The organism is Fibrella forsythiae, from assembly GCF_017353175.1.
Lineage (GTDB): Bacteria > Bacteroidota > Bacteroidia > Cytophagales > Spirosomataceae > Fibrella > Fibrella forsythiae.
Window position 1 is genome coordinate 205166 of sequence record NZ_JAFMYW010000012.1, and the last position, 20405, is coordinate 225570.

Consider the following 20405-nt stretch of genomic DNA (forward strand, 5'->3'; position numbering starts at 1 on the left):
TTCCTACTATCATCCTAATGGGAAACAGTACGTATACCCCCCAGAATACCAATAAGAAGGTGATCATCAAGGATGACTACATCCGAAAAGATGGTCGATCGGCGCTCTACATCTATGTTTCTGTTGATGGCGAATGGGATCGAATCCCCTTAAAACTGTACTGGCCGACAGAATTTTTCGATAAGGAGGCTGGCCGTATTTTGCCGCGGGGGAAGGAGGATAAAGATCATTCGGACTATCAGATCATGATCGATACCGAAACGAACAAGGTGAATGAGATCTTCAAGGAATACCGACTGGCCAGCAAGACACTGACCATTGGGCAGTTGATGAGGGATTACAATTCGTTTACGGCCCGTAAGGATTTCTTCAGCTTCTATCTCAATGACGCCAAAGAACGGCTGAAACGGAGAAAGATCGAGAAAGGCAGTTATAAGGGTCAGGTATCGACGCTCAACAGTATGATAGAGTTTTGGGCCTGGGAGCAGAAGCGTGGGAAGAAAACAGAGGTTTCAGATCGGCTCCCCTTTTCGGGCTTAACGCCGAAACTACTGGAGAACTTTCGGGCGTGGCTTAAAGCGCACAAAAACAATATCCCCAGCACCGTCGAGAACCACATGAAGAATGTTCGTATCTATGTTAAGCGGGCATTGGCAGAGGGGAACGTCTTTGATGACCCGTTCAAGGTTGTGAAGGTAACGAGGCCCGAAACTTGGCCGGACGTGCTGATAGAAGAGCAGCTTCAGGAGTTAATGAAACTGTTTACTGATCCAGGCACACCTGACAACTGGAAGCAAGTGCTGCGTCACTTTCTCTTCTCCTGCTTCACCGGCCTGCGGATCAGCGACGTCAAATCAGTTCACCACGAGAATATTAAAGGAGATTGGTTGGTGCTCATGCCTAAGAAGACCCTAGGCAAACAAAAGACCGTGCGTGTTCCACTTCATCCAATGGCTCGTAAGCTGGTTACGTCACTGGCAGGTCATCTATTTGAAACCTTCACCGAGCAATACACTAACCGGTTACTCGATAAAATCGGTAAGGCGGCAGGCGTGGATTTCAAGATTAAGACTCATACAGCTAGACACACGTTTGGAACGCTGTTCATCGAACTAGGTGGCGACGTTGTAACGCTTCAGGATTACATGGGTCATCGTGACATTGGAACTACCATGAAATACGTCCATATCAGTGAGAAGCGGAAGAAAGAAAAGATTAACGTGTTTGATAAGCTATTTAAGACAATATAGACCTATTCACACTCCCCTTCCAAGCTTAAAACTGGGATTTCTATATCTCGCGTAGATGGCGTATTTGGTGAAAGTACCCAATTTTCACCTTCATGCCTTGCTGCAATTCGCTTCCATTTAGCCCTCCCACCTTCTTCATCAGAACATAACGATTTTACAGGTTGTAAGGTATAAGCTTTTGTTTCGACATCATAACTAGTCACTTTATACATAGAAGCTGAATATAGTTTCAAATGGTTTTTAGTATAAGCTTCTCCTAATGCTACATTAAACCCTGTCCTGTTGCTTTCTACACTAGGATAAATAAATCCTTCCACAACTCTGTCATTTTTTAAATAAGCCATGAAATTTCTACATATAGAACTTGTGATAAGATATAGGTTCTTATTATTATTGGAAACTACTTCAGTGAACAATTCTCCCATGTAATCGTCTAACTCTTTTATCACTTTAGGCGTATTCTCCTTAAAGGTATCATCTTGGTAAAGAAGGTTTTTAAAGTCCACATCGCTCTCTTTTAAATTCTCAAGAATCTTTTTTACTCCTAAAACAACTCCGTTAAATACTATAGGTATTTCATTAGTATTATAAGGGTTGTCATTATTAACAAAAGATGACAACACAACAAAGTCACCTTCTTTCGCTCTAATTTCAAATATTGGTACGCCGTTATCGCTAGACCCATAAAACATAGGTTCACCCCTCCAATTACAGCGACTCATTTGCGCCTTGCATTTCGGAGCAATACCTAACTTACTTATATTATCAAACCACTCTTCTCTTTCATTAGACACAGCTCGAAAAAGCATCGGTACACGATAGTAAAATGCACCCTTGTTGTATTTAATCGCAACAAGGAATTCTCTTATTTTTTTAAATATTTTCTCCCTATCTATAGGATAGCTCATAACACGGCTATGAAGTCTCTTTAAATCGGATAAGTCACTGATGATGCTAGACATAGTTTTAAATAATTTTTCTGCTAATAACGAAAGAATTTACTGTTTGTCTATCAACACCCAAAATTCGGGCAATGGCTGAGTAGGATACTTTTGACTTCAGCAGTTCCCGGATGACGTCTTCCTTTCCAGTCAGCTTTACCTCTTTATTCTGGCTGCCCACTGGCCGGCCAAGTTTCATCCCTTCCGCCTTCTTTCGCTCCAGAGCTTCCCGGGTTCGCTGGCTGATTAGTTGTCGTTCAATTTCGGCTGACAACCCAAAAGCAAAGGCCAAAACTTTACTGTTGATGTTGTTTCCAAGTTCGTACCCTTCCTTAATGGCGTAGACCCGGGCGTCCTTTTCCATGCACTGGTGAAGAATGGCCATGATTTCCATCAGTGACCGGCCAAGGCGTGAGAGCTCTGTCACGTACAAAATATCACCGGCCTTCATCGACGCCAGCAGTGGCCCCAACTCTCGGGCCTCGGCTGACCGGGTTCCGCTGACTGTTTCCTCCAGCCACTGGTCAATGTAGACCCGATCCAAAGCGGCTTTCTTCAAGATTTCGTACTTCTGGTTTTCGGCCGTTTGCCGGTCGGTAGATACTCTGATATAGGCGTAAATCATGGGCGCGGGGTTTAACCTATCTTACCCTATAAATATACGCAATTATCGAGGGATTGTAAGGAAACTTAGTATACCCCATTTATGGATGAAGAAAACGAGCGTTTTTATACCACATTCTGTAATCTTGCTTTCAGGGTACTCATATACCATAAATGCTTCAAACACTCTTCGGTAAAGTAATAATAAGTTTATATGTGTCTAATCAAGGTTTGAGTAGCAGATAGACCGCACAACCATAGCGCTAGGGAGATTCAACTCTGAAAAACCGCTGTATCCTGCTTAGTATTCATTTAACTCACTACTTTAGAAACTTCAACGATTGTATACTGTCTGTGAGTTTACTAATGCAAACCAAGCTACTCTCCCCACGCCAGCGTAAACCGAGTTTCTGGCTCTGGCGGGGGGCTATACTCGCTTTGTCAGTCTGGATTGGTGTGGATCTGCTGGTGCCACATCGAAGTAGCATTCGAGACTTCGATCCGGGTGAAGTGGCGCGGTTGGAAACAGCTATGTGGCGCTCGTACTACGATAAAAAGCCCGTGTTATTATTTTGGCAATTAGCGAAAGGGTTACGTGAGCAATTTCATGCGCCTTTCTGGCGCTCATTCAAATTAGGGTTCCAGGCTACAAAGGCCGCTTTTGTCTTCAAACAGAGTGGTGGCTTGCGTACGTCCAACCAACAAGCACTGCCTGAACTAATTGCTTATTATAGCGCTATTCAGGAGCTTACCGTAGAGCGATTCGACGTACCGAGAGTAGCCAAATTGGAGTTAGAATGGTGGATCGTTCATCGGCAACGTGAACGCTACTCATACGCTGATTTAGCGAACGCCCTAAAACTGACCACTTCAGCTTTATATAATCAGCCTGCAAGTTCTTTTACTACTTATGGACGCTTACGAGCCAATGCTATGCGCTTATGCGATGAAGTACGTCAACAGCCTGGTGGAGCTACTCAAGCAGACTGGCAAGGAATCAATCTGGAGTTAGTACAGGCTTGGTGCGCTTTACATGAATCCGTTCAGCCAGGTAATTGATCTATTCTGGTTTCGCTTAAGACTATTATCCAGTGCATATTTGAATGCCCACGTCAGTAATCTTAGCCTGAAAAATATTGTGACACCCTGCCCGCAGAAGGGCATTAGCTTGAGTGTTTAGATTCTGATTGCTGGTCTATACACGGGCGCATTCGAAAACTTTCTGGCCCGTACTTTTGGGAACTATTTGATACATGAGCCTACCTAACCGGACACTTTTTAGCTCAGGGTATAGCTGATTGATGTATAAAGGTGTTGGCTTATTTCATAGATGAGAACGATGGCATTGGTGTTTGGGGCAACGAAGCGACTTTCACGCAAGGCTACAAATAGCTGAATGCCTCGATTTTACAAACGTGCTATCAACGTCGTACGATTGTAAAATGAGAACATCCCACTATACTGATAGTAGCATCTTACTGAATGATTTTTTAGTTTCGTTAGGGGCAAGGTATGTCCACAACGAAGCTAAAAATAGCTGCCCATGAAAACGCATGAAGAGTTAGTCGAAGAAATCTATAACCACCCGGGTTTCAAGAATGAATTTATGAGCTATGCTCGTTTAAAGTCTACACTTGAAGCGGAATGGCAGAGTAAGCCCAAAGCACCTGCTGCACTTAATCCAGCGGGAGTAAGGTTTATTTCTTATTACGATATAGGGGCTAAACCTACCGTTGAACCGGATTCAGTATTGGTGAGCAAATGCAAGCGAGGCATTTGTTTCTTGTACTCCTCGCTATTCAGGGCCTTGTCCACTTCCTACAACTTAGCTTCTGAAGAAACAAGGCGGTTAATCTTCGCTGTGGCTGACCGGTACTCATAAAGCCTAAAGCGTTGAGCTATCAACGCTTTTAAACATAACTTCACTTATACAACACCCTTAATCAATGAAAACCTATAAAGACAGACGGCAACTTATTCTCTTGATTTGTTATTAATCAATAAATAGATGTTATATAGAGTATTAATTCAGCCTGTTCCACTATGAAACTCCCATTCGGATTCCTCAGTATATTCTCTTTCATCACTCTACTTTTCCCTATTTTTGCAAATTCTCAGCCATTAAAGAGTAATAGTATAATTTATTTGTTCTCGAATAAGACTAAAGCCGAATTAGATTCAACAATCAATGTTTCTAAACTTTCAATAGCAGAGAGTTATTCTTTAATAGATACGATTTATCAGGTAGATAAACGATACCGAGACAGTTTAAATAGATATAATTCTGGTACAACAAAATTTAGATATTTTATAAGTATGATTGCTATAAATGATGCGGTAAATCAGAAAATACTTTTAAAAGTTTTAAGAAAGTATGGTTGGCCTTGTAAAAAACTACAGATAGCTGATAAGGCTTCTCTAATTGCATGGCACTCTAATTTATATACTTTTCAAGAATTTTTTAGCTATATTAATAAATGTAAAGATTCTATTAATGCAGGATTATATTCACAGTTTGAAGATAGAGCCAAGGCTTTTGAGAAATTGCGTAATTAAAGATTTCTATATTTTTCATTGTTTAATATTACAAATATATGTTTGGGACTGATAATAAAATCCCTCTTCTAAGAAATATAGATAAAATAAATCTTATGATACTTCAATAAGCTGAATTCAATATTTCTTATTTTAGTCTCATAACATAAGTGTAGCTATAGAACGGAGCCTAAAAATATACAAACTAACTTGGGGTCAGGCATTTGTATATTTCTAAGCTCCGTTCTATAGCTCATTTTATGTTATGTGAAATTTCTAGTATTATTAGTAAAGAAGAGTATCAAGCTCGAATTAAAAACATTCAATACCTTATAATACAAGTGATGAGTCCTAGCAATGTTTCTTTGATCGAAAAAATTCATCATTTCTCCCTACTTGAGTTCGAGAAAAATCCATCTCCACTAGATACAAGTTATCAACTGTTCTTTGATGATTTTGTCAGTTTTCTACCCGAATTGACGAGTGCGATTAGGAGAGCTAACGAGCGCGAACGTAAGGAAATAATTCGTGCAGCTTTAACAAGTCTAAACGATAGTAATATTGAAGAATATGAACTCCTTCAAAATCTAAGCAAGGCTACATTGATGCTAGTTTGTGAAGAGCAGTTGTTATCTGTCACTGACATTACGAAGTTAATGGTTTCTGAAGCTAAGCATTTTGTTGAGGATGCTAACCGATGGGCCTATGAAGTTTACGGGTGGACTTTTTCGGCATATGCTATCGACTACTCAATTTCTGATATTGTAACTGCCGTCAATCAGTCGTCACACGGAGATGTATTTAGCTTTCTAACCGTGCTAAAACAGATCCGTCCTGAAGCGCAAGAATGGGAAGAAGTCTCTAATCTGTTGGATATATTGATTGAGTACATTCAAAAAGAAGGGACCCATTAAACTGTTGTATAAGTGCCATTATGTAAAAGATTAAGCTATCAGTAGGTAAATCCGAATTATTCGGAATATGCATTTTCAATCAAGAACTGGAAGAAGTCTTCATATTCAGTATCTCGTAACACGCCCATTTCGTCAACATATAAGATCTGATTGTTACCCGTTGACGAAAAGCAATATAATCCACCTGTTCCGTCATCAGAGAACGGAATTAAGTTAGAGGGTAGATGTTCTTCAGCCGATTTATACATCTGAACAATATACCAATCACTATGTGGGGTAAGCGTGAAGACGTTTATTAAGCCAAAATAGCCACCTCCAAACTTTATACAGAAATCGATATAATCTTTAGGCAGGGACATGCCTAGTATCTCTTCTACATTTTGTATGTCGGTAGTATCAGGTAGTGGCTCTTAATCAAAGGATTCAAAAAGTGGCAGGTTTGCAAACCTTGAATGGTATCTTACGAAGTCCTCTATACTCATTAATAGGGTTTAAATTTCCGTTGTATAAGTGGCTAGTATGATAATTTAACGGAATCAATATGTAAACTGCTTTTTTACAAATGGAACAGTAATTATCCTACCTGAATAATCGTACTGAAATTTAATTCGACATATAAATGAACTTGACATTCGAGTAAAAAGAAGGTTTATATCTCTATCCCAGGCGGCCATCTCTTCCATTGTGCTAGAGCCAAAGCTTTTCTCGTTTTCCCTAGTCCACTCACTATCTTTAAAGTAGAAAATAGTTGATTGGGTTGAATCGACCTTTACACTTTTTATAGCGTGTTCTTGAATCTGTTTGTAATGATCCTCGGAATGCCAAGTTGAGAAACCTTTAGCCATGTAAACAACACAACCGGTTGAATTTTCATCACCCATACAGTAGCCATTAGCTAATAACACAAATACTAAAGGTCTACTCGTATAAATGTACCAGGAACATGCTATAATAAGGGATAGAAGAATCAACCACCAAATTCTGTAAGTCTTAAGCATAATCTATTATACAATCAAATGGTATGCTCAAAAGCGTTAAGCTGGCAAGATATAACGCCAGTGGTAGATTTAAGCGATTAGGCGGATAAACCCTAGTTTTACAAACGTATGACGTTGGTAGTGCGTCTGTAAAGTAGTTGACATATAGTGTCTCGTCCTTAACTGGTTTCCGTTAGCTTTTTGACTTATAGTTAACAGGGCTATTTGAGACATAATTTTTACTATCCCCAGCGCATCTGTTGCGGGTTCTATCGGCTTGATAAGTAAGTCTCTTGATCTGGGGCCTATTATACTCAAGATAGGCTTGTAAACAGCTTGTGTTCATGTGTGTAAAACGTCTCACACAGTGAAACTCCCTTTTGAGAAAGTCACAACACACAAAAACCCTCAAATCAGCCTGATTTGAGGGTTTTTGTGTGTTTTAGTAGGACGTAGCGGGCTCGAATCGATTACTCTGAAGTATAATCATTTGATTTGTATAAATGCACTAAACCAAGAGGGTAATAAAGCATTATCCTTGGACTGTAGTTATAGACATCTCTTGCTGTTTGCTACATAGAATAAATTAATCTAATAAGCGTCTGGTGATTAAATGTATTAAGTTGTCCTGTCCGGACCGCGATGAATGACTGTAAAACCTGAATTTACTTACCTATCTATAGCTCTATGTTTCGGCCAATAGACTGCCAATGTAATTCAAGGTGATCATGCTCCGAAACATAGTTGCACGTATGGCTTCAGTCGATTAAGCGAGTTTGCTTTCCTAATGAGTGTTTCCAAACCTTAGTCGTTATAAGCAATCTATGAATAGATGGTTGCTACAACAAAATTCCTGTGTGTCCCAAACAGTCTGATTATAACCAAACTCCGCTTCTCTTGATACAGTTTTGATACAGTCCCCATAATTGTTTAGCTAAAATTCTGATTATCAATACCATTTCGTAGTCCCTACGAGAGCACAGAAGCCAGTCAGCAATGACTGGCTTTTTTGTTTTCACCAAGGCGGGCACCCAGCATCAGATGAGCGGTTGGGACAGCATTTCAATATAACTTATTTGAGGGAGCGTATGAGTACTTTTGAGCCGTACCAATAATCCCCAAGTTTAGTGTGCTTAACTGAATTTGCTACTAGACCGTCGCCGGGTTTGATGCGGTCACCGTAGGCTCAGCCTCCATCCAAAGCCTCGAATCTACGTAAGGGGTTAAGTTAGAGCATTCTTAACAGACATTCGCTTAATCGCTTCACCAAATAGGGCTCGGTTAAACAGTCGATCGGCGACAGGTCATTTAAAGCAGGTACTCTTTGTTTAACTATCGGCGTACCGGGTGGCGATTAAATTACCCGCCTCATCGTAGCGGAATTGGGTAACCTGACCCAGGCTGTCCGTTTTCGCCAGTAGTTGGTTGTAGTCGCTGTAGACCCACTGCTGCCGGTTGCCCAGCGGGTCCTTCTGTTTAATGACAACTCCGTTTTGATGAACGTACCTGGTTTGCTGGTCGTAGCTGTCTCAAACCATCGTTGTGTGCTTGTCAACGTACGTACCCAAGCGTTGTGTCGAAGATCCCCCATCGCCCCATGTGTGTATACACCGCGCGGGCAGGCTAGGCTGGTCTTGTTGCCCTCGGCCAGATAATACAGCGCATTGGCTCTATCAGCCCGTTTACTAATCGCCGACACCAGACCAATTGCATCCACCTACGGAGCTATCCCATCAACATAGCCACTTTGAGTCATTATATAGAGCGCTTCTTTCGAGTCGTCGCTGATGTACATAAAATGGTCATGTTGCTCAAACAAGCTTTTAAGAGTCAAGTACGAAACCACCCAAATTGGTTTTAATCGCCCATCTCTGAGCTTGATATCTCTAGAAAATTTTGCGGTAAACCCCTCAGACTCATCGTAGCCCATTTGGTTAGCCAATAGAATATCTTTAGCAATAGAAATAGCGTCTTGTTCTGTAAGATTTGTCGTGAGATGTATTACTTACTAATTGGACCTAAACCTACCTTGTCTCTAATACTATTTAAATAGTCCGTAGCGTGGGTTATCTCACGCCCCGTCAGTTTGCCGGGATCTTTCATCAGTTGATCAAACACATGATTTTTTTTAATCTGGAAAGTTTGCCATAAGCGTCTTTACCTAACTCTGCACACTGTTTTGCATGGGTCATTTCGTGGGCTACCTCATAGGCAGTTGCTCCTTTGCGTACATACACTTTATTCGCAGCAGCATCAAATCCAGCCTGCGCATTGGCTTTATCCATCATTTTGATGACCTTCTTGTCTTTAACGACCTCAAGTTCATCCCCCAAACTCTTATCTTGCTCCTTAAACTTACTTAGGGGGTCTGATGCGGATGTACACTTGCAGAGAGCCTCCTCCGCTATCTTCGGGGACAAAATTGGTTTGCAGGCCGGTGCAATAGGCACTGGAAAACTAATGGTCTTCAGCGTGGCCCTTCGACTAGGCGTCAGCAATCTTATCTGGTAATCGTCCACAACTCACGTTAGGATAGTAATCAGCAGATGCGGCAAGATGTGAAGAGAAAAAAGGGCGAGTGCTTAAAACGGCTCACTTTACCTTATGCGGGTAGGTATACACTAAACGTAGCCCCCTGCCCAAGTTGGCTGCTGGCGGTAATCAGCCCACCGTGGTAATTTACAACCCGTTGGCAAATAGCCAGACCAATGCCCGTGCCAACAAATTCGTTCTTCCTGTGTAGTCGCTGAAAGACTTGAAAAATGCGATCCAGGTATTTTTCGTCGAACCCCACCCCATTATCGCTTATATCAATACGGTGATAAGCCTCTGCCTGGCGGGCGGGCCTGAGTGCAGGTGGTAACTGCGAATAGGCGGTACGCTGCGTACGAATCGTTATATGCGGAATGGCGGGGTTTCCCGCGTTATCAACACGGCTAAATTTAAGCGCATTGTTGATTAAATTCTGAAAGAGTTGACCCAGTTGAAGAGCATCGCCCATCACCACAGGTAATGGTTCGGCATCAATGACCGCCTGACTTTCACTAATGACTAACTCTAAATCAACCAATGTCTGGGCTAAAACGCTATCCAGCGGTATGCTCATTACCACCTGCTCCCGTGTGGAGATGCGGGAGTAGATCAGCAAATCCCGAATCAGGTTAGACATACGGCCCGCTGCTAACTGCATTCGGTCTATGTAATTATTTTCCTGCTCAGACTGATTGGCGTATTCGGTCTTCAGCAAGGCCCCAAACTGCTGAATCTTACGCAGTGGTTCCTGCAAGTCGTGGGAGGCTACGTAAGCAAACTGCTGGAGGTTATCGTTTGTCCGCTTCAGGTCCTCATTGGCCTCTGCCAACTCGCGGGTACGTTGCGCTACGCGTATCTCTAACTCCTCTGACAATAATCGATAGCGTTGTTCACTCTCTCGTAAGGCCACGACCTGCGCCGTAACATCGTTAGCCGTATTGATAAGGCCAAAAATGGTTCCATCTTGCGCGTAGACAGGGTTACAGGAAAAATTAAACCAGGACTCCTGCCACTGCCCATCGACCATAATTTGCCCCACCGCTTTATCGTTGTGGTAGGACTCCCCCGTATCATATACTCGCTGTAGTAACTCCACAAACGGTTGTCCCGCCAGTTGGGGCATAACTTGTTGTAGCGGTTGACCCATCACAGACTCATCTTTACCCCAAATTTGCAGCATGGGCGCATTGACCGTGTCAATCACGATGTCTCTGCCCACGAAGAAAACGGTGGCTGTAGGCGAATTGACGACCAGACTACGGAAACGGGCCTTACTGATCTCGAGTTGCTGCCGAGTTCGCACCTGCGCAGTAATGTCACGGACCACTCCCGATAAACGATAGGCCGATCCCATAATGTCTACGTAGGCCCGTCCCTGGGCGTGTAACCAACGGGGAGGGTCGATCAATGATGCCCCACTAACCCGAAACTGCACATCGTAATGGCCCGTTGAGGATAGATTAAGCGTTGACTCAATGGCTTTTTCAATCCGTGGCCGATCCTCCTCATCAACCAGCATTAGCATTTGGCTATAACTGACCACGTTCTGCCCCTCATAGCCAAACAACTCCCGGCAACGCTCGTCCCACCATAGCTGCTGTTGGTTGATATCGAGATTCCATGTACCTACCTGCGCAGCCTGAATGGCGTATTGCAGACGTTCCTGCTCGGCTTGACTACCTGACCAGAAGGGGAAATTGGTTGATTGATCAGTCATAAAGTGACTTAACTCAAGTTTATACAGAACGAGCCTGGCAATGGGTTTTATTAATTGCAGGCTCTAACCGGCACACGCATTATGAATCTAGCTCACCCGACGACGGCTATTTAAGTCAAAAAAACCTTTGAGCATTCTCATGATGACCGGTTGATCAGCATCCCAAAGGGATTCATTCTGCGGATCAACAGGAAGAATGTTCCGTACTTCTTCGTACTGTCGGGTAGTTAGTGTTTCATATCCCATATACCAGTTATCAAACGACCGTTTGGTTATAGGTTGACTAATAACCGTTCGAACATCGGTATGGCGTGGGTCTGCCCGGATACTTTCATATAAGTCTTCGACCGCCTGCTGTGGGCCTTCGAGTACCTGCACAATACGTCCGTTGATGTAGAGCAGCACCCCCGTAATATTAAGTCGGGCATTTTTCTCCCGGCTAAGATTGACAATCTCAATAACGACCTCTTCGGTAGTAGAACTTACGGCAGAACTGAAGTAGGTTAAGCAATAATCCATTGATAATTGATTGGTAAAGGGGTTTCGTGATAGTTTACCGGATATTATGTCAAGCACGAAGTAAGTGAGTTGCAGACGAGCCAACGAAGCATAAGTTATCTCTGACACGGTGCCTGAAAAAAATACTCGTTTTGCTACTGCATTATAAAAACGAACAAAGGTCAATGACCTTGTTTAAATAACGCTCATTAATAGCAGATACCCTGCGATGAAAATGGGACAATTTGATTGAATGGGATGAAGTTCGTACTAATCAGCCTACGCATTACTGCAACAAAAAGGGTCGGGGAACCACCCTTACGAGTCTGACTAAACCAAAATAAACCGTTTAAGCAGAGGTGGCTTTCCTTCGTTCAGGCGTTTCCGCCACTTACCTATCGTATTGTGATTCACTTCATACGCCTTATCTATTCCAAATGCTGTCATGTGTAGTTTTGCGGCCTGATCGATAGCTTTATGACGACTCGCCTGATTCTGCTTTTTTTATTCACAATCAGTACTGCCTTCATACCGGTTCATCAGGAACCGGCGGCTGTTATTCGAATTAACCTGCTTGGCTACCGGCCATCCAGCCCGAAAATTGCCGTTTGGGGTAGCCTGACCAATCAGTCGGTCGGTCAGTGCACACTGGTCGATGCGCAGACAAATCAGGTTGTTCAACAAGTGGCCACCGGACAGGCGTTTGGAACCTACGGCCCCTTCCAACAGACACACCGGCTCAATTTCTCCGCTTTTCGAAAACCAGGACGCTATTACCTGCGCACCAGCGATGGGGCTCGTTCGCCCGTTTTTCGCATTGACGATGAGGTATATAAGGGTGCGGCCGACTTTTGCCTTAGGTACATGCGTCAACAACGAAGCGGTTTCAATCCGTACCTGAACGACTCCTGCCATACCCATGACGGCTACACCATGTATGGACCCATGCCCGACAGCACCCATATCGATGCTTCGGGTGGTTGGCACGACGCATCAGATTACCTCCAGTACGTAACCACGTCGGCCAACGCGACTTATCACCTGTTGGCCGCCCTGCGCGATTTCCCGAGTGCCTTCTCCGACACGCATCAGGCAAATGGACTGGCTGGTGCCAATGACCAACCCGATATACTGGATGAAGCCCGCTGGGGGCTCGACTGGCTTCTGAAGATGCACCCGACCGATACGTGGTTGTTTAACCAGTTGGGCGACGACCGCGATCATTCGTCGATGCGAATTCCCAGGCTGGATAGTATGTATGGTAAAGGCGCTGAACGGCCCGTTTATTTTGCAACGGGCCAACCGCAGGGCCTGTTCAGACACAAAAACCGGGCAACCGGCGTAGCCTCTACTGCCGGGAAAGTCAGTAGTGCCCTCTCGCTAGGCTATCAACTGACCAGAAAGAGCAGTCCTGACTACGCCGAAAAACTTTGGCAACGATCGCAGTCTGCGTATAAACTAGGACTGGCTAAGCCCGGCAATTGTCAGACGGCACCGGGTCGCGCGCCTTATTTTTACGAAGAAGACAATTACACGGATGACATGGAATTGGCTACCGTTGAGCAACTAAATGCGACCGGCGCCACCGGCGCGCAAGCAGCCAACTGGCGAAGAACGGCGTTGGCGTTTGCCCGGCAGGAACCAGTTACACCCTGGATGATAAACGATACGGCGCGCCATTACCAATGGTATCCGTTTGTCAACGTGGGTCATGCGGCACTGGCCAAACGTTTGCCGGTTGCGGGCCGGAAAACCGTCACTGACTATTACAAAGCGGGTATTGAAGCCGTTTGGCAACGAGCCCGGCAGAATGCGTTTTATCGGGGAGTGCCCTTTACCTGGTGCAGCAACAACCTCACTACCTCATTCGCCACACAATGCTTCTGGTATCGACAACTTACCGGCGACGACCAATTTGCAGCCTTCGAGCAGGCCAATTTCGACTGGCTGTTTGGGTGTAATCCGTGGGGAACGAGCTTTGTGTACGGCCTGCCAGCCAACGCCGATACGCCCACCGATCCACACTCGGCATTTACGCATCTGAAAAACTACCCCATCGACGGTGGCCTGGTGGATGGGCCGGTTCGTGGTAGTATTTATAGCAACCTGATCGGGATAGCCCTGCATGAACCCGACGAGTATGCGGCGTTTCAGAGTAAAGTAGCCGTTTATCACGACGATTATGGCGATTACAGCACCAACGAACCAACCATGGACGGCACGGCGTCGCTCATTTATTTGCTGGCTGCTAAAGACGGAGAAAAGCTGCTTTTGACCCGAAAAGCAAGCCAAAAGGCAACGGGCCCAATTACGCAACAACCACAAAAGCCACGCCCCGACAGCAAGTCAACATACATCAAAGGCGCCAAAATAAGAGGCGACACAACCGCCCGCCGACTGGCACTGGTCTTCACCGGCGATGAATTTGCCGATGGCGGAGCAGTCATTGCCCGGACCTTGCAGCAGCAGCAGGTTCGGGCTTCTTTTTTTCTGACCGGGCGCTTTCTGAGAAACCCGGCTTTCGCGTCGCTGATAAACCAGTTGCAACAGCAAGGCCATTACCTGGGCCCTCACTCCGACCAGCATCTACTGTACTGCGACTGGGCGAAGCGCGACAGTTTGTTGGTCAGCAGGCAACAATTCGATGATGATTTACGGGCAAACTACACAGCCCTGGCCAGGTTCGGCGACGTTTTTTCTACGGCAACAAAGCTGTTTCTGCCGCCCTACGAATGGTACAACGACAGCATTGCATCCTGGACACAGGCCGCAGGGATTCAGTTGATCAATTACACACCAGGTACGTTGTCGCACGCCGATTATACCACCCCTAAGGATCGAAATTACCGTAGCAGCGATACCATTCTACGGTCTATTTATGCTTACGAACAAAACCGTCCAGCCGGACTAAACGGCTTTATCCTGCTTATGCACATCGGTACGGCTCCGGCCCGAACGGATAAACTATATGAGCGGCTGGATGAACTTCTCACGGTTCTTCGGCAGAAAAACTATCAGTTTGTCCGGGTCGACAAATTATAACAATCGGCTAGGTACGTACCTACCCGTTATGCCCAGGCTTTACGCAAAAACCGCAACCAGTTGCCGTGCATGATGCCCGCTACATCAACTTCCGTATAGCCGCGCTGCCGAAGTAAATCGGGGATTTTTTGGAGATCGGCAATGGTCTCCAGATCGTAGGGACATTGTTCTTTCCCGAAAGCGCCATCCAGATCAGAGCCGATACCTACATGGCGCGCATTCCCGGCCAGCTGACAGATATGGTCGAGGTGATCAATCATCACGGCCAGATTGCAATTGGTGCTTTTGGGAGTTGACTGACCACGTACCCAGCCCGGCACCATCATCCAGGCATCCAGCGCACCACCAATCACGGCGTCGCGGGCAATAAGCGCCCTAATCTGCTCATCACTGTATTGTCGGTTGTGGTTTACCAGCGCACGGCAGTTGTTGTGGCTGGCCCATACCGGACCGTTAAAGTGGTCGAGCGCTTCCCAGAAACTATCGTCGCAGAGGTGGGTGGCGTCGAGGATGATATTGAACCGTTCCATTTCGTGCAGTAACTCGTGCCCAGCCGCGCCCATAAAGCCGGTGGCATCGGTACCCTGCGCGTAACGGCCGGGACCATAGTGAGCGGGCCCGATAGCCCGGAGGCCGTCGTGATACGCCCGTTCCACAAAGGCGGGGGTCACGATCGAGTCGGCTCCTTCCAGACTTAGGATATACCCAACTGGTTTGTGGTCGTTTGGCGAGCCGTCATGCCAGCGCGCGAGGTGTTTATCCAGCCCGGCCAGATCCCGAATCTGCACCATTTCGCCCGCTTCTTCCATCATCTGGTACCAGATGCGTTGCCCCTGCGTTTGCGCCCAGGCCTGCTCTGGCGAGTGCCAGCCCGGCAACGGATTATCGGGGGCTACATAGCGACCGATCTGCGTGGCAACGACCAACCCGATGTTGCCCCGGCGCAGGTCGGGCAACGACACGGTTGCTTTCCCCCGGTCGGGCTTATCGGTCATGCCTTTCTCCCGCTCCCGCAGGTAACCCGCTGGCTGGCGCAAATCACGATTCCATTCCAGCGCGTTCATACTCAGGTCGAGATGCGCGTCAATTGTAAACATAAACTATAACCGGCTTGGGGTGTATGCCCATTCGGCCTGCTGTTAATGGTGAATAAATCGGTCGCGGGCAATGGCTCGCCACTCGCCGGATACCAGCCCACTTTCGATAGTAAACGCCCGTTCGTATAAGGCGCAGGTTGGACAGATGTGATTAGGCAGCCCATACAGCACATCGCCCACCTTATAGCTGTGCCCCGCCCCGGCCTCAACGACCAGATGTTCTTCGCTTTGGCCAACGGGCCGTAACTCGGGCGCATTCAGGAACCTGACCCGCTGGCCTAATTCCGATTCGGCCGCGATTGACTTATGCCCTAAATCAAGGCAAAGCTTCGTGTCGTCGGGCAATGAAATAACCCGCGTTATAACCAACGCTCCGTGTAGAAATGGCTGTTCCGACAAAATAGTCCCGTAGCCATAATCCCAGTAAATGAACGTACCCGGACTACATTCCACATCTGCCCGGCGCGCATGAATCGGAAACGTGGGACTGCCACCGGCTACAATAATGGGCTTATCGAAACCCATTGCGGCCAGCGTGTCGGCCAGTTGTTTCACCGGCGCAAAAGCGGCATCGCAGGCTACTGTGCGCTCGGCCAGATCAGGGTGGCGAATGTGCCCGTCATAGGCATGGAGTCCCACCGGTTTTACGCCCGGCAGTTGGCTGAGCGCTTCATAAAGAGCCGGAATCTGGTTGTCGGGAAACGTACCTGTACGGTTCATACCCACATTAAGGTCGATATAAACCGGTACAACGACCCCTGCCCCTACGGCCCCTTCCGACAGTTGTTGTGCCGTGGTCAGGTTGTCGACCAGACAGGCAAATAGTGTGGCTGGATAGGTAGCAATCAACTCAAGGAACCGGTGTTGTTTGGTACCAACGGGTTGATAAGCCAGTAGTACATCGGGAGCACCCACCATTGCCAGCATCTCGGCTTCGGCAATGGTGGCGCACTTAAACTTCTGAATACCAGCCGCCAGCATCATCTGGGTGGCTTCGCGCGTTTTGTGCGTCTTTACGTGTGGCCGCAACCGGCTCGCATCATCGATCGCGCCAATCAGGTAGTCGATATTTTGCCTGACCCGATCGGGAAATACAACCAGCGCCGGACTATCGAGCTGAGCGATGTCGGTAATCTGGTACCAGGGGGTTTGCTCTGTCATCAGGCTAGCTCGAACAGGGCCTCTATTTCAACCGGGATATTATCGGGCAGCGACCCAAAACCGACGGCTGACCGAACACCAATTCCGTTTTCGTTGCCCCACACGGCGGCAAAGAGTTCGCTGCAACCGTTGATGACGTAGGGGTGCCGCTCGAAATCGGCCGTGCAATTGACCATACCAAGCACTTTAATGACCCGCTTCACCCGGTCGAGGCTACCCAGGTTTTCTTTGATCGTTGCCAGAATTGTCAGGCCTACCTGCCGGGCAGCCAGTTTCCCCTGCTCCATATCCATGTCGGCACCGACACGCCCGATGATCAGGCTTTTATCGTCCTGAACCGGGCCGTGGCCAGACACGTACAGGTACTTTCCATCAATCAGACAGGGCTTATAAACTCCCAATGGCTTGGGAGCAGGCGGAAGAGAGAGGCCGGTTTTGGCGAAAGCGTCGTCGGCCGTAGTAGCAGCAGTTTGCAAAATTGTAGGGTCTTAGTTTACATGAAACGATAGGCAAATAAAACACCGATCAGATCAACAACACATACACGTGCGAACGTACCTGATCAGGCGTTTACCTAACAGAGTTGATTATCAGTTTGATTCGCTTAGCTTCTTCAGCTCGCTAAACATGGCTTTAAAGCAGTTTGTCGCGGTATCATTACCCGCTTCAGGATTTACTTTCACGCCATAAAATTCATCAAGGAATGGGCCAGCACCCGACCATACGGTTTGCATCATACCCTGAAATCGCTCTTTCATCACCGGCGTTACCGAGTTTCTGAACCTGAGCATGTCCTGCGTTTGGGTAACGGCAAAATTCGGTTTCCGCCAGGGACAGGTAATCACGCTCAGGCCCTTAGTGGCGAAATAAACGGCCGTCTGATCAGGGCGTTCGTAGTGCCAATCGCAAATCATCACGTCCTTGGCAATCAGGTCAATGGCCCGATAGGTGTTGTTGAAGCTCCCTTCCCACATGCCGATTCCAGTCGTCTTTCCGTCAATGAGCCGGTCGCCCCAGATCCACAGTTTGCGGTTTTTCAGTGCCAGGTGATTTCGGATCTCGTTCACTTCCCCCGCAAACAGGTCAGCCTTGTCGCGACCCGAACAGCGGGGACATTTGTCGTGGCCGATGTAAAAAACTTCGTCCATGCCAGCATGAAAAGCGTCTGTTTCGAACACGTCGCAGATTTCATCCATCAGCGCAAACACCACACCATGAACGTCCGGGTGAAGCGGGCAGTAACTTTTGCAATACAGCCCATCGGCATTGGGCCAAACGTAGGTCGAGGGTAGTTGCACCTGCGGCGTTTCATCGAACTGAGGATACACCTTCAACAGGTTAGAGATCTTGCTGGCCCAGGACTGATGCCCCAGCAAGTTGATTTGCGGGATGATACGGATGTTGTGTTTTTGACAGGTTTTCACCAGCCGTTTCACCTCCCGCTTCGAGAGCGCCACGCTATCGCGCAGTTCAGGGTGCGAATCAAATTGGTACCCGTAATCGATCCGCAGAATCAGCGTATTCACCTGCCGGGGTGCCAGTTCTTCATCAATGAATTTGATGAACGCGTCGAGCTGTCTAGGCTGGGGGGCCGCAATGCAGAACCCCCGAACCGGAAACAGGCTATCAATCCGGACCTGCGCATGAGAATGACTTCCCAGAAAACATGAAAGGAACACAAAGAGAACGTACCTGATTAGGGTCATACTAAATGAACGTTTGTTGATTCTATAAATAAGTTAACCCTGACCTCTCTACTGACCCTATTGATTATTATCTCGCTAGTTGCACAAATCGTCTGGCTTTTTTGCGTGGCTACTCTCTACGCGTTGATTAACGTGACATTCGACTTACACAAGATCGCTTCACACCTCGTACCCGCATGTAAGACTAGTTCCCAATAGAAACTTATCCAGCTACGGAGCGTTGACTGAGTGACGGTACGACCGTCAATAAAGTACACTCAACGTTACGAACACGTATGCCTAACATTGCTTTGGTTGTTGGTGCCAGTGGTATCACCGGCAGTAACCTTGCCCACGAATTGATCAGTCAGGGCTGGAAAACCTACGGATTGGCCCGCAACCCAAATCACAACATTACCGATTTACACCCTATTTCCGCCGACCTGCTGAATCCAGAGAGCCTCCGGCTAGCGCTTGCTGATATAGCACCTACGCATGTATTCTTCACAAGTTGGATGCGGAACGAAACCGAGGCTGAGAATATCCGGGTAAATGGCAGCATGGTCCGTAATCTGCTCGACGCGTTAAGCCCTAAGCAGTCGGTACAGCATGTGGCGCTGGTTACGGGTTTGAAGCATTACTTAGGGCCGTTCGATGCTTATGCTAAGGAAGGTTTTCTGCCCCAAACGCCCGTCCGGGAAGAGCACCCCCGTCTGGACATCGAGAATTTTTATTACGCTCAGGAAGATGAGGTGTATGCTGCCGCCGCCCGGGATGGCTTCACCTGGAGTGTTCATCGCCCGCATACCGTCATCGGGAAAGCGGTGGGAAACATGATGAACATGGGCACTACGCTGGCCGTGTACGCAACCCTATGCCAGCAAACCGGACGTCCTTTCCGCTGGCCGGGTTCAGAAGCGCAGTGGAACGGACTCTCTGACGTAACCGATGCTCGTGTGCTGGCCAAACACCTGGTTTGGGCCGCCACCACCGAGGCTGCTCACAATGAAGCGTTCAACGTGGTCAACGGCGATGTTTTTCGGTGGAACTGGTTATGGCAGCAACTAGCCAACGCCTTCGGTCTCGACGCAGTTGGTTTTGACGGCACGATTCACCCGCTGGAAGAGGAAATTGCCAACGATGGCCCGCTTTGGCAGGAGATTGCCAGCCAGTATCAGTTGATTGAACCAAGACTGAACGTCGTGGCGTCGGCCTGGCATACTGACCTTGATCTGGGACGCCCCATTGAAGTAATGACCGATATGTCGAAAAGTCGAAAGCTGGGCTTTACGGTTTATCAGCGCACCGACGAGTCATTTTTCGATTTATTTGACCAACTACGCGCCGATCGGGTGATTCCTGCCCGGATCGAATCGTGAACAGGCTGGTAATCATTATCAACCATTCAGCTAGTTGAGCAGTTTCTGGTTGAATTTTACCAGTAAATCAAGCC

Annotated in this window: 17 protein-coding genes and 1 pseudogene; 7 read left to right on the forward strand and 11 right to left on the reverse strand. The window is 47.0% G+C overall.

Annotated features, from left to right (window positions below; all coding sequences use genetic code 11):
• Positions 1-17: 17 nt before the first annotated feature.
• Positions 18-1250, forward strand: coding sequence for a site-specific integrase (locus J2I46_RS29055; protein WP_207332611.1), 1233 nt, complete (start codon positions 18-20; stop codon positions 1248-1250).
• Positions 1251-1252: 2 nt separating this feature from the next.
• Here the strand turns inward: J2I46_RS29055 and J2I46_RS29060 are convergent, their stop codons facing one another.
• Positions 1253-2212: a hypothetical protein gene (locus J2I46_RS29060; RefSeq protein WP_207332612.1), complete on the reverse strand. Its 960-nt coding sequence runs from the start codon at positions 2210-2212 to the stop codon at positions 1253-1255.
• A gap of 4 nt (positions 2213-2216) precedes the next feature.
• Positions 2217-2816, reverse strand: coding sequence for a master DNA invertase Mpi family serine-type recombinase (locus J2I46_RS29065; RefSeq protein WP_207332613.1), 600 nt, complete (start codon positions 2814-2816; stop codon positions 2217-2219).
• A gap of 344 nt (positions 2817-3160) precedes the next feature.
• Between J2I46_RS29065 and J2I46_RS29070 the strand changes: the two genes are divergently transcribed.
• The 4 genes from J2I46_RS29070 (at position 3161) to J2I46_RS29085 (ending at position 6243) form a co-directional block, all read left to right on the forward strand.
• Entirely contained in the window at positions 3161-3853 is a 693-nt protein-coding gene (locus J2I46_RS29070) for a hypothetical protein (RefSeq protein WP_207332614.1), read from the forward strand.
• A 484-nt stretch (positions 3854-4337) separates the two neighbouring features.
• Positions 4338-4676, forward strand: a complete 339-nt coding sequence (locus J2I46_RS29075; protein WP_207332615.1) for a hypothetical protein — start codon at positions 4338-4340, stop codon at positions 4674-4676.
• Positions 4677-4837: 161 nt separating this feature from the next.
• On the forward strand, positions 4838-5350 hold the full coding sequence (locus J2I46_RS29080; RefSeq protein ID WP_207332616.1) for a hypothetical protein: 513 nt from the start codon (positions 4838-4840) through the stop codon (positions 5348-5350).
• Positions 5351-5589: 239 nt separating this feature from the next.
• Positions 5590-6243 (forward strand): hypothetical protein, encoded by a 654-nt coding sequence (locus J2I46_RS29085; RefSeq protein ID WP_207332617.1) that lies wholly within the window; start codon positions 5590-5592, stop codon positions 6241-6243.
• A 56-nt stretch (positions 6244-6299) separates the two neighbouring features.
• On the opposite strand, the pseudogene J2I46_RS33605 reads toward J2I46_RS29085, so the two are convergent.
• From J2I46_RS33605 to J2I46_RS29110, 5 genes and pseudogenes are all read right to left on the reverse strand, one after another.
• Positions 6300-6635, reverse strand: a pseudogene (locus tag J2I46_RS33605) (SMI1/KNR4 family protein); the annotation flags it as partial.
• 1939 nt (positions 6636-8574) lie between these two features.
• Positions 8575-8937, reverse strand: a complete 363-nt coding sequence (locus J2I46_RS33665; RefSeq protein WP_229380007.1) for a hypothetical protein — start codon at positions 8935-8937, stop codon at positions 8575-8577.
• A 385-nt stretch (positions 8938-9322) separates the two neighbouring features.
• Positions 9323-9739, reverse strand: a complete 417-nt coding sequence (locus J2I46_RS33035; RefSeq protein ID WP_207332618.1) for a zincin-like metallopeptidase toxin domain-containing protein — start codon at positions 9737-9739, stop codon at positions 9323-9325.
• An 83-nt stretch (positions 9740-9822) separates the two neighbouring features.
• Complete coding sequence (locus J2I46_RS29105; protein WP_207332619.1) at positions 9823-11469, reverse strand: sensor histidine kinase; 1647 nt, start codon at positions 11467-11469, stop codon at positions 9823-9825.
• An 87-nt stretch (positions 11470-11556) separates the two neighbouring features.
• The gene (locus tag J2I46_RS29110; protein ID WP_207332620.1) at positions 11557-11988 is read right to left on the reverse strand and encodes a BLUF domain-containing protein; all 432 of its coding nucleotides are present in this window, start codon (positions 11986-11988) and stop codon (positions 11557-11559) included.
• A gap of 456 nt (positions 11989-12444) precedes the next feature.
• Here J2I46_RS29110 and J2I46_RS29115 point away from each other — a divergent pair, with 456 nt between their 5' ends.
• Positions 12445-15009: a bifunctional glycoside hydrolase family 9 protein/polysaccharide deacetylase gene (locus J2I46_RS29115; protein ID WP_207332621.1), complete on the forward strand. Its 2565-nt coding sequence runs from the start codon at positions 12445-12447 to the stop codon at positions 15007-15009.
• A gap of 26 nt (positions 15010-15035) precedes the next feature.
• Here J2I46_RS29115 and J2I46_RS29120 read toward each other — a convergent pair whose 3' ends face one another.
• From J2I46_RS29120 to J2I46_RS29135, 4 genes are all read right to left on the reverse strand, one after another.
• Positions 15036-16106: a dipeptidase gene (locus J2I46_RS29120; protein ID WP_207332622.1), complete on the reverse strand. Its 1071-nt coding sequence runs from the start codon at positions 16104-16106 to the stop codon at positions 15036-15038.
• A gap of 42 nt (positions 16107-16148) precedes the next feature.
• Positions 16149-17267 carry a D-TA family PLP-dependent enzyme gene (locus J2I46_RS29125; protein WP_207332623.1) on the reverse strand — a complete coding sequence of 373 codons (1119 nt, stop codon included), beginning with the start codon at positions 17265-17267 and terminating at the stop codon, positions 16149-16151.
• Positions 17267-17743 carry a RidA family protein gene (locus J2I46_RS29130; protein WP_207332624.1) on the reverse strand — a complete coding sequence of 159 codons (477 nt, stop codon included), beginning with the start codon at positions 17741-17743 and terminating at the stop codon, positions 17267-17269. The genes J2I46_RS29125 and J2I46_RS29130 overlap by 1 nt, the downstream gene beginning before the upstream one ends.
• Before the next feature lie 114 nt (positions 17744-17857).
• Entirely contained in the window at positions 17858-18973 is a 1116-nt protein-coding gene (locus J2I46_RS29135; protein ID WP_207332625.1) for a family 20 glycosylhydrolase, read from the reverse strand.
• 275 nt (positions 18974-19248) lie between these two features.
• Between J2I46_RS29135 and J2I46_RS29140 the strand changes: the two genes are divergently transcribed.
• Positions 19249-20331 carry an SDR family oxidoreductase gene (locus J2I46_RS29140; RefSeq protein ID WP_207332626.1) on the forward strand — a complete coding sequence of 361 codons (1083 nt, stop codon included), beginning with the start codon at positions 19249-19251 and terminating at the stop codon, positions 20329-20331.
• The last annotated feature ends 74 nt before the right edge of the window (positions 20332-20405 follow it).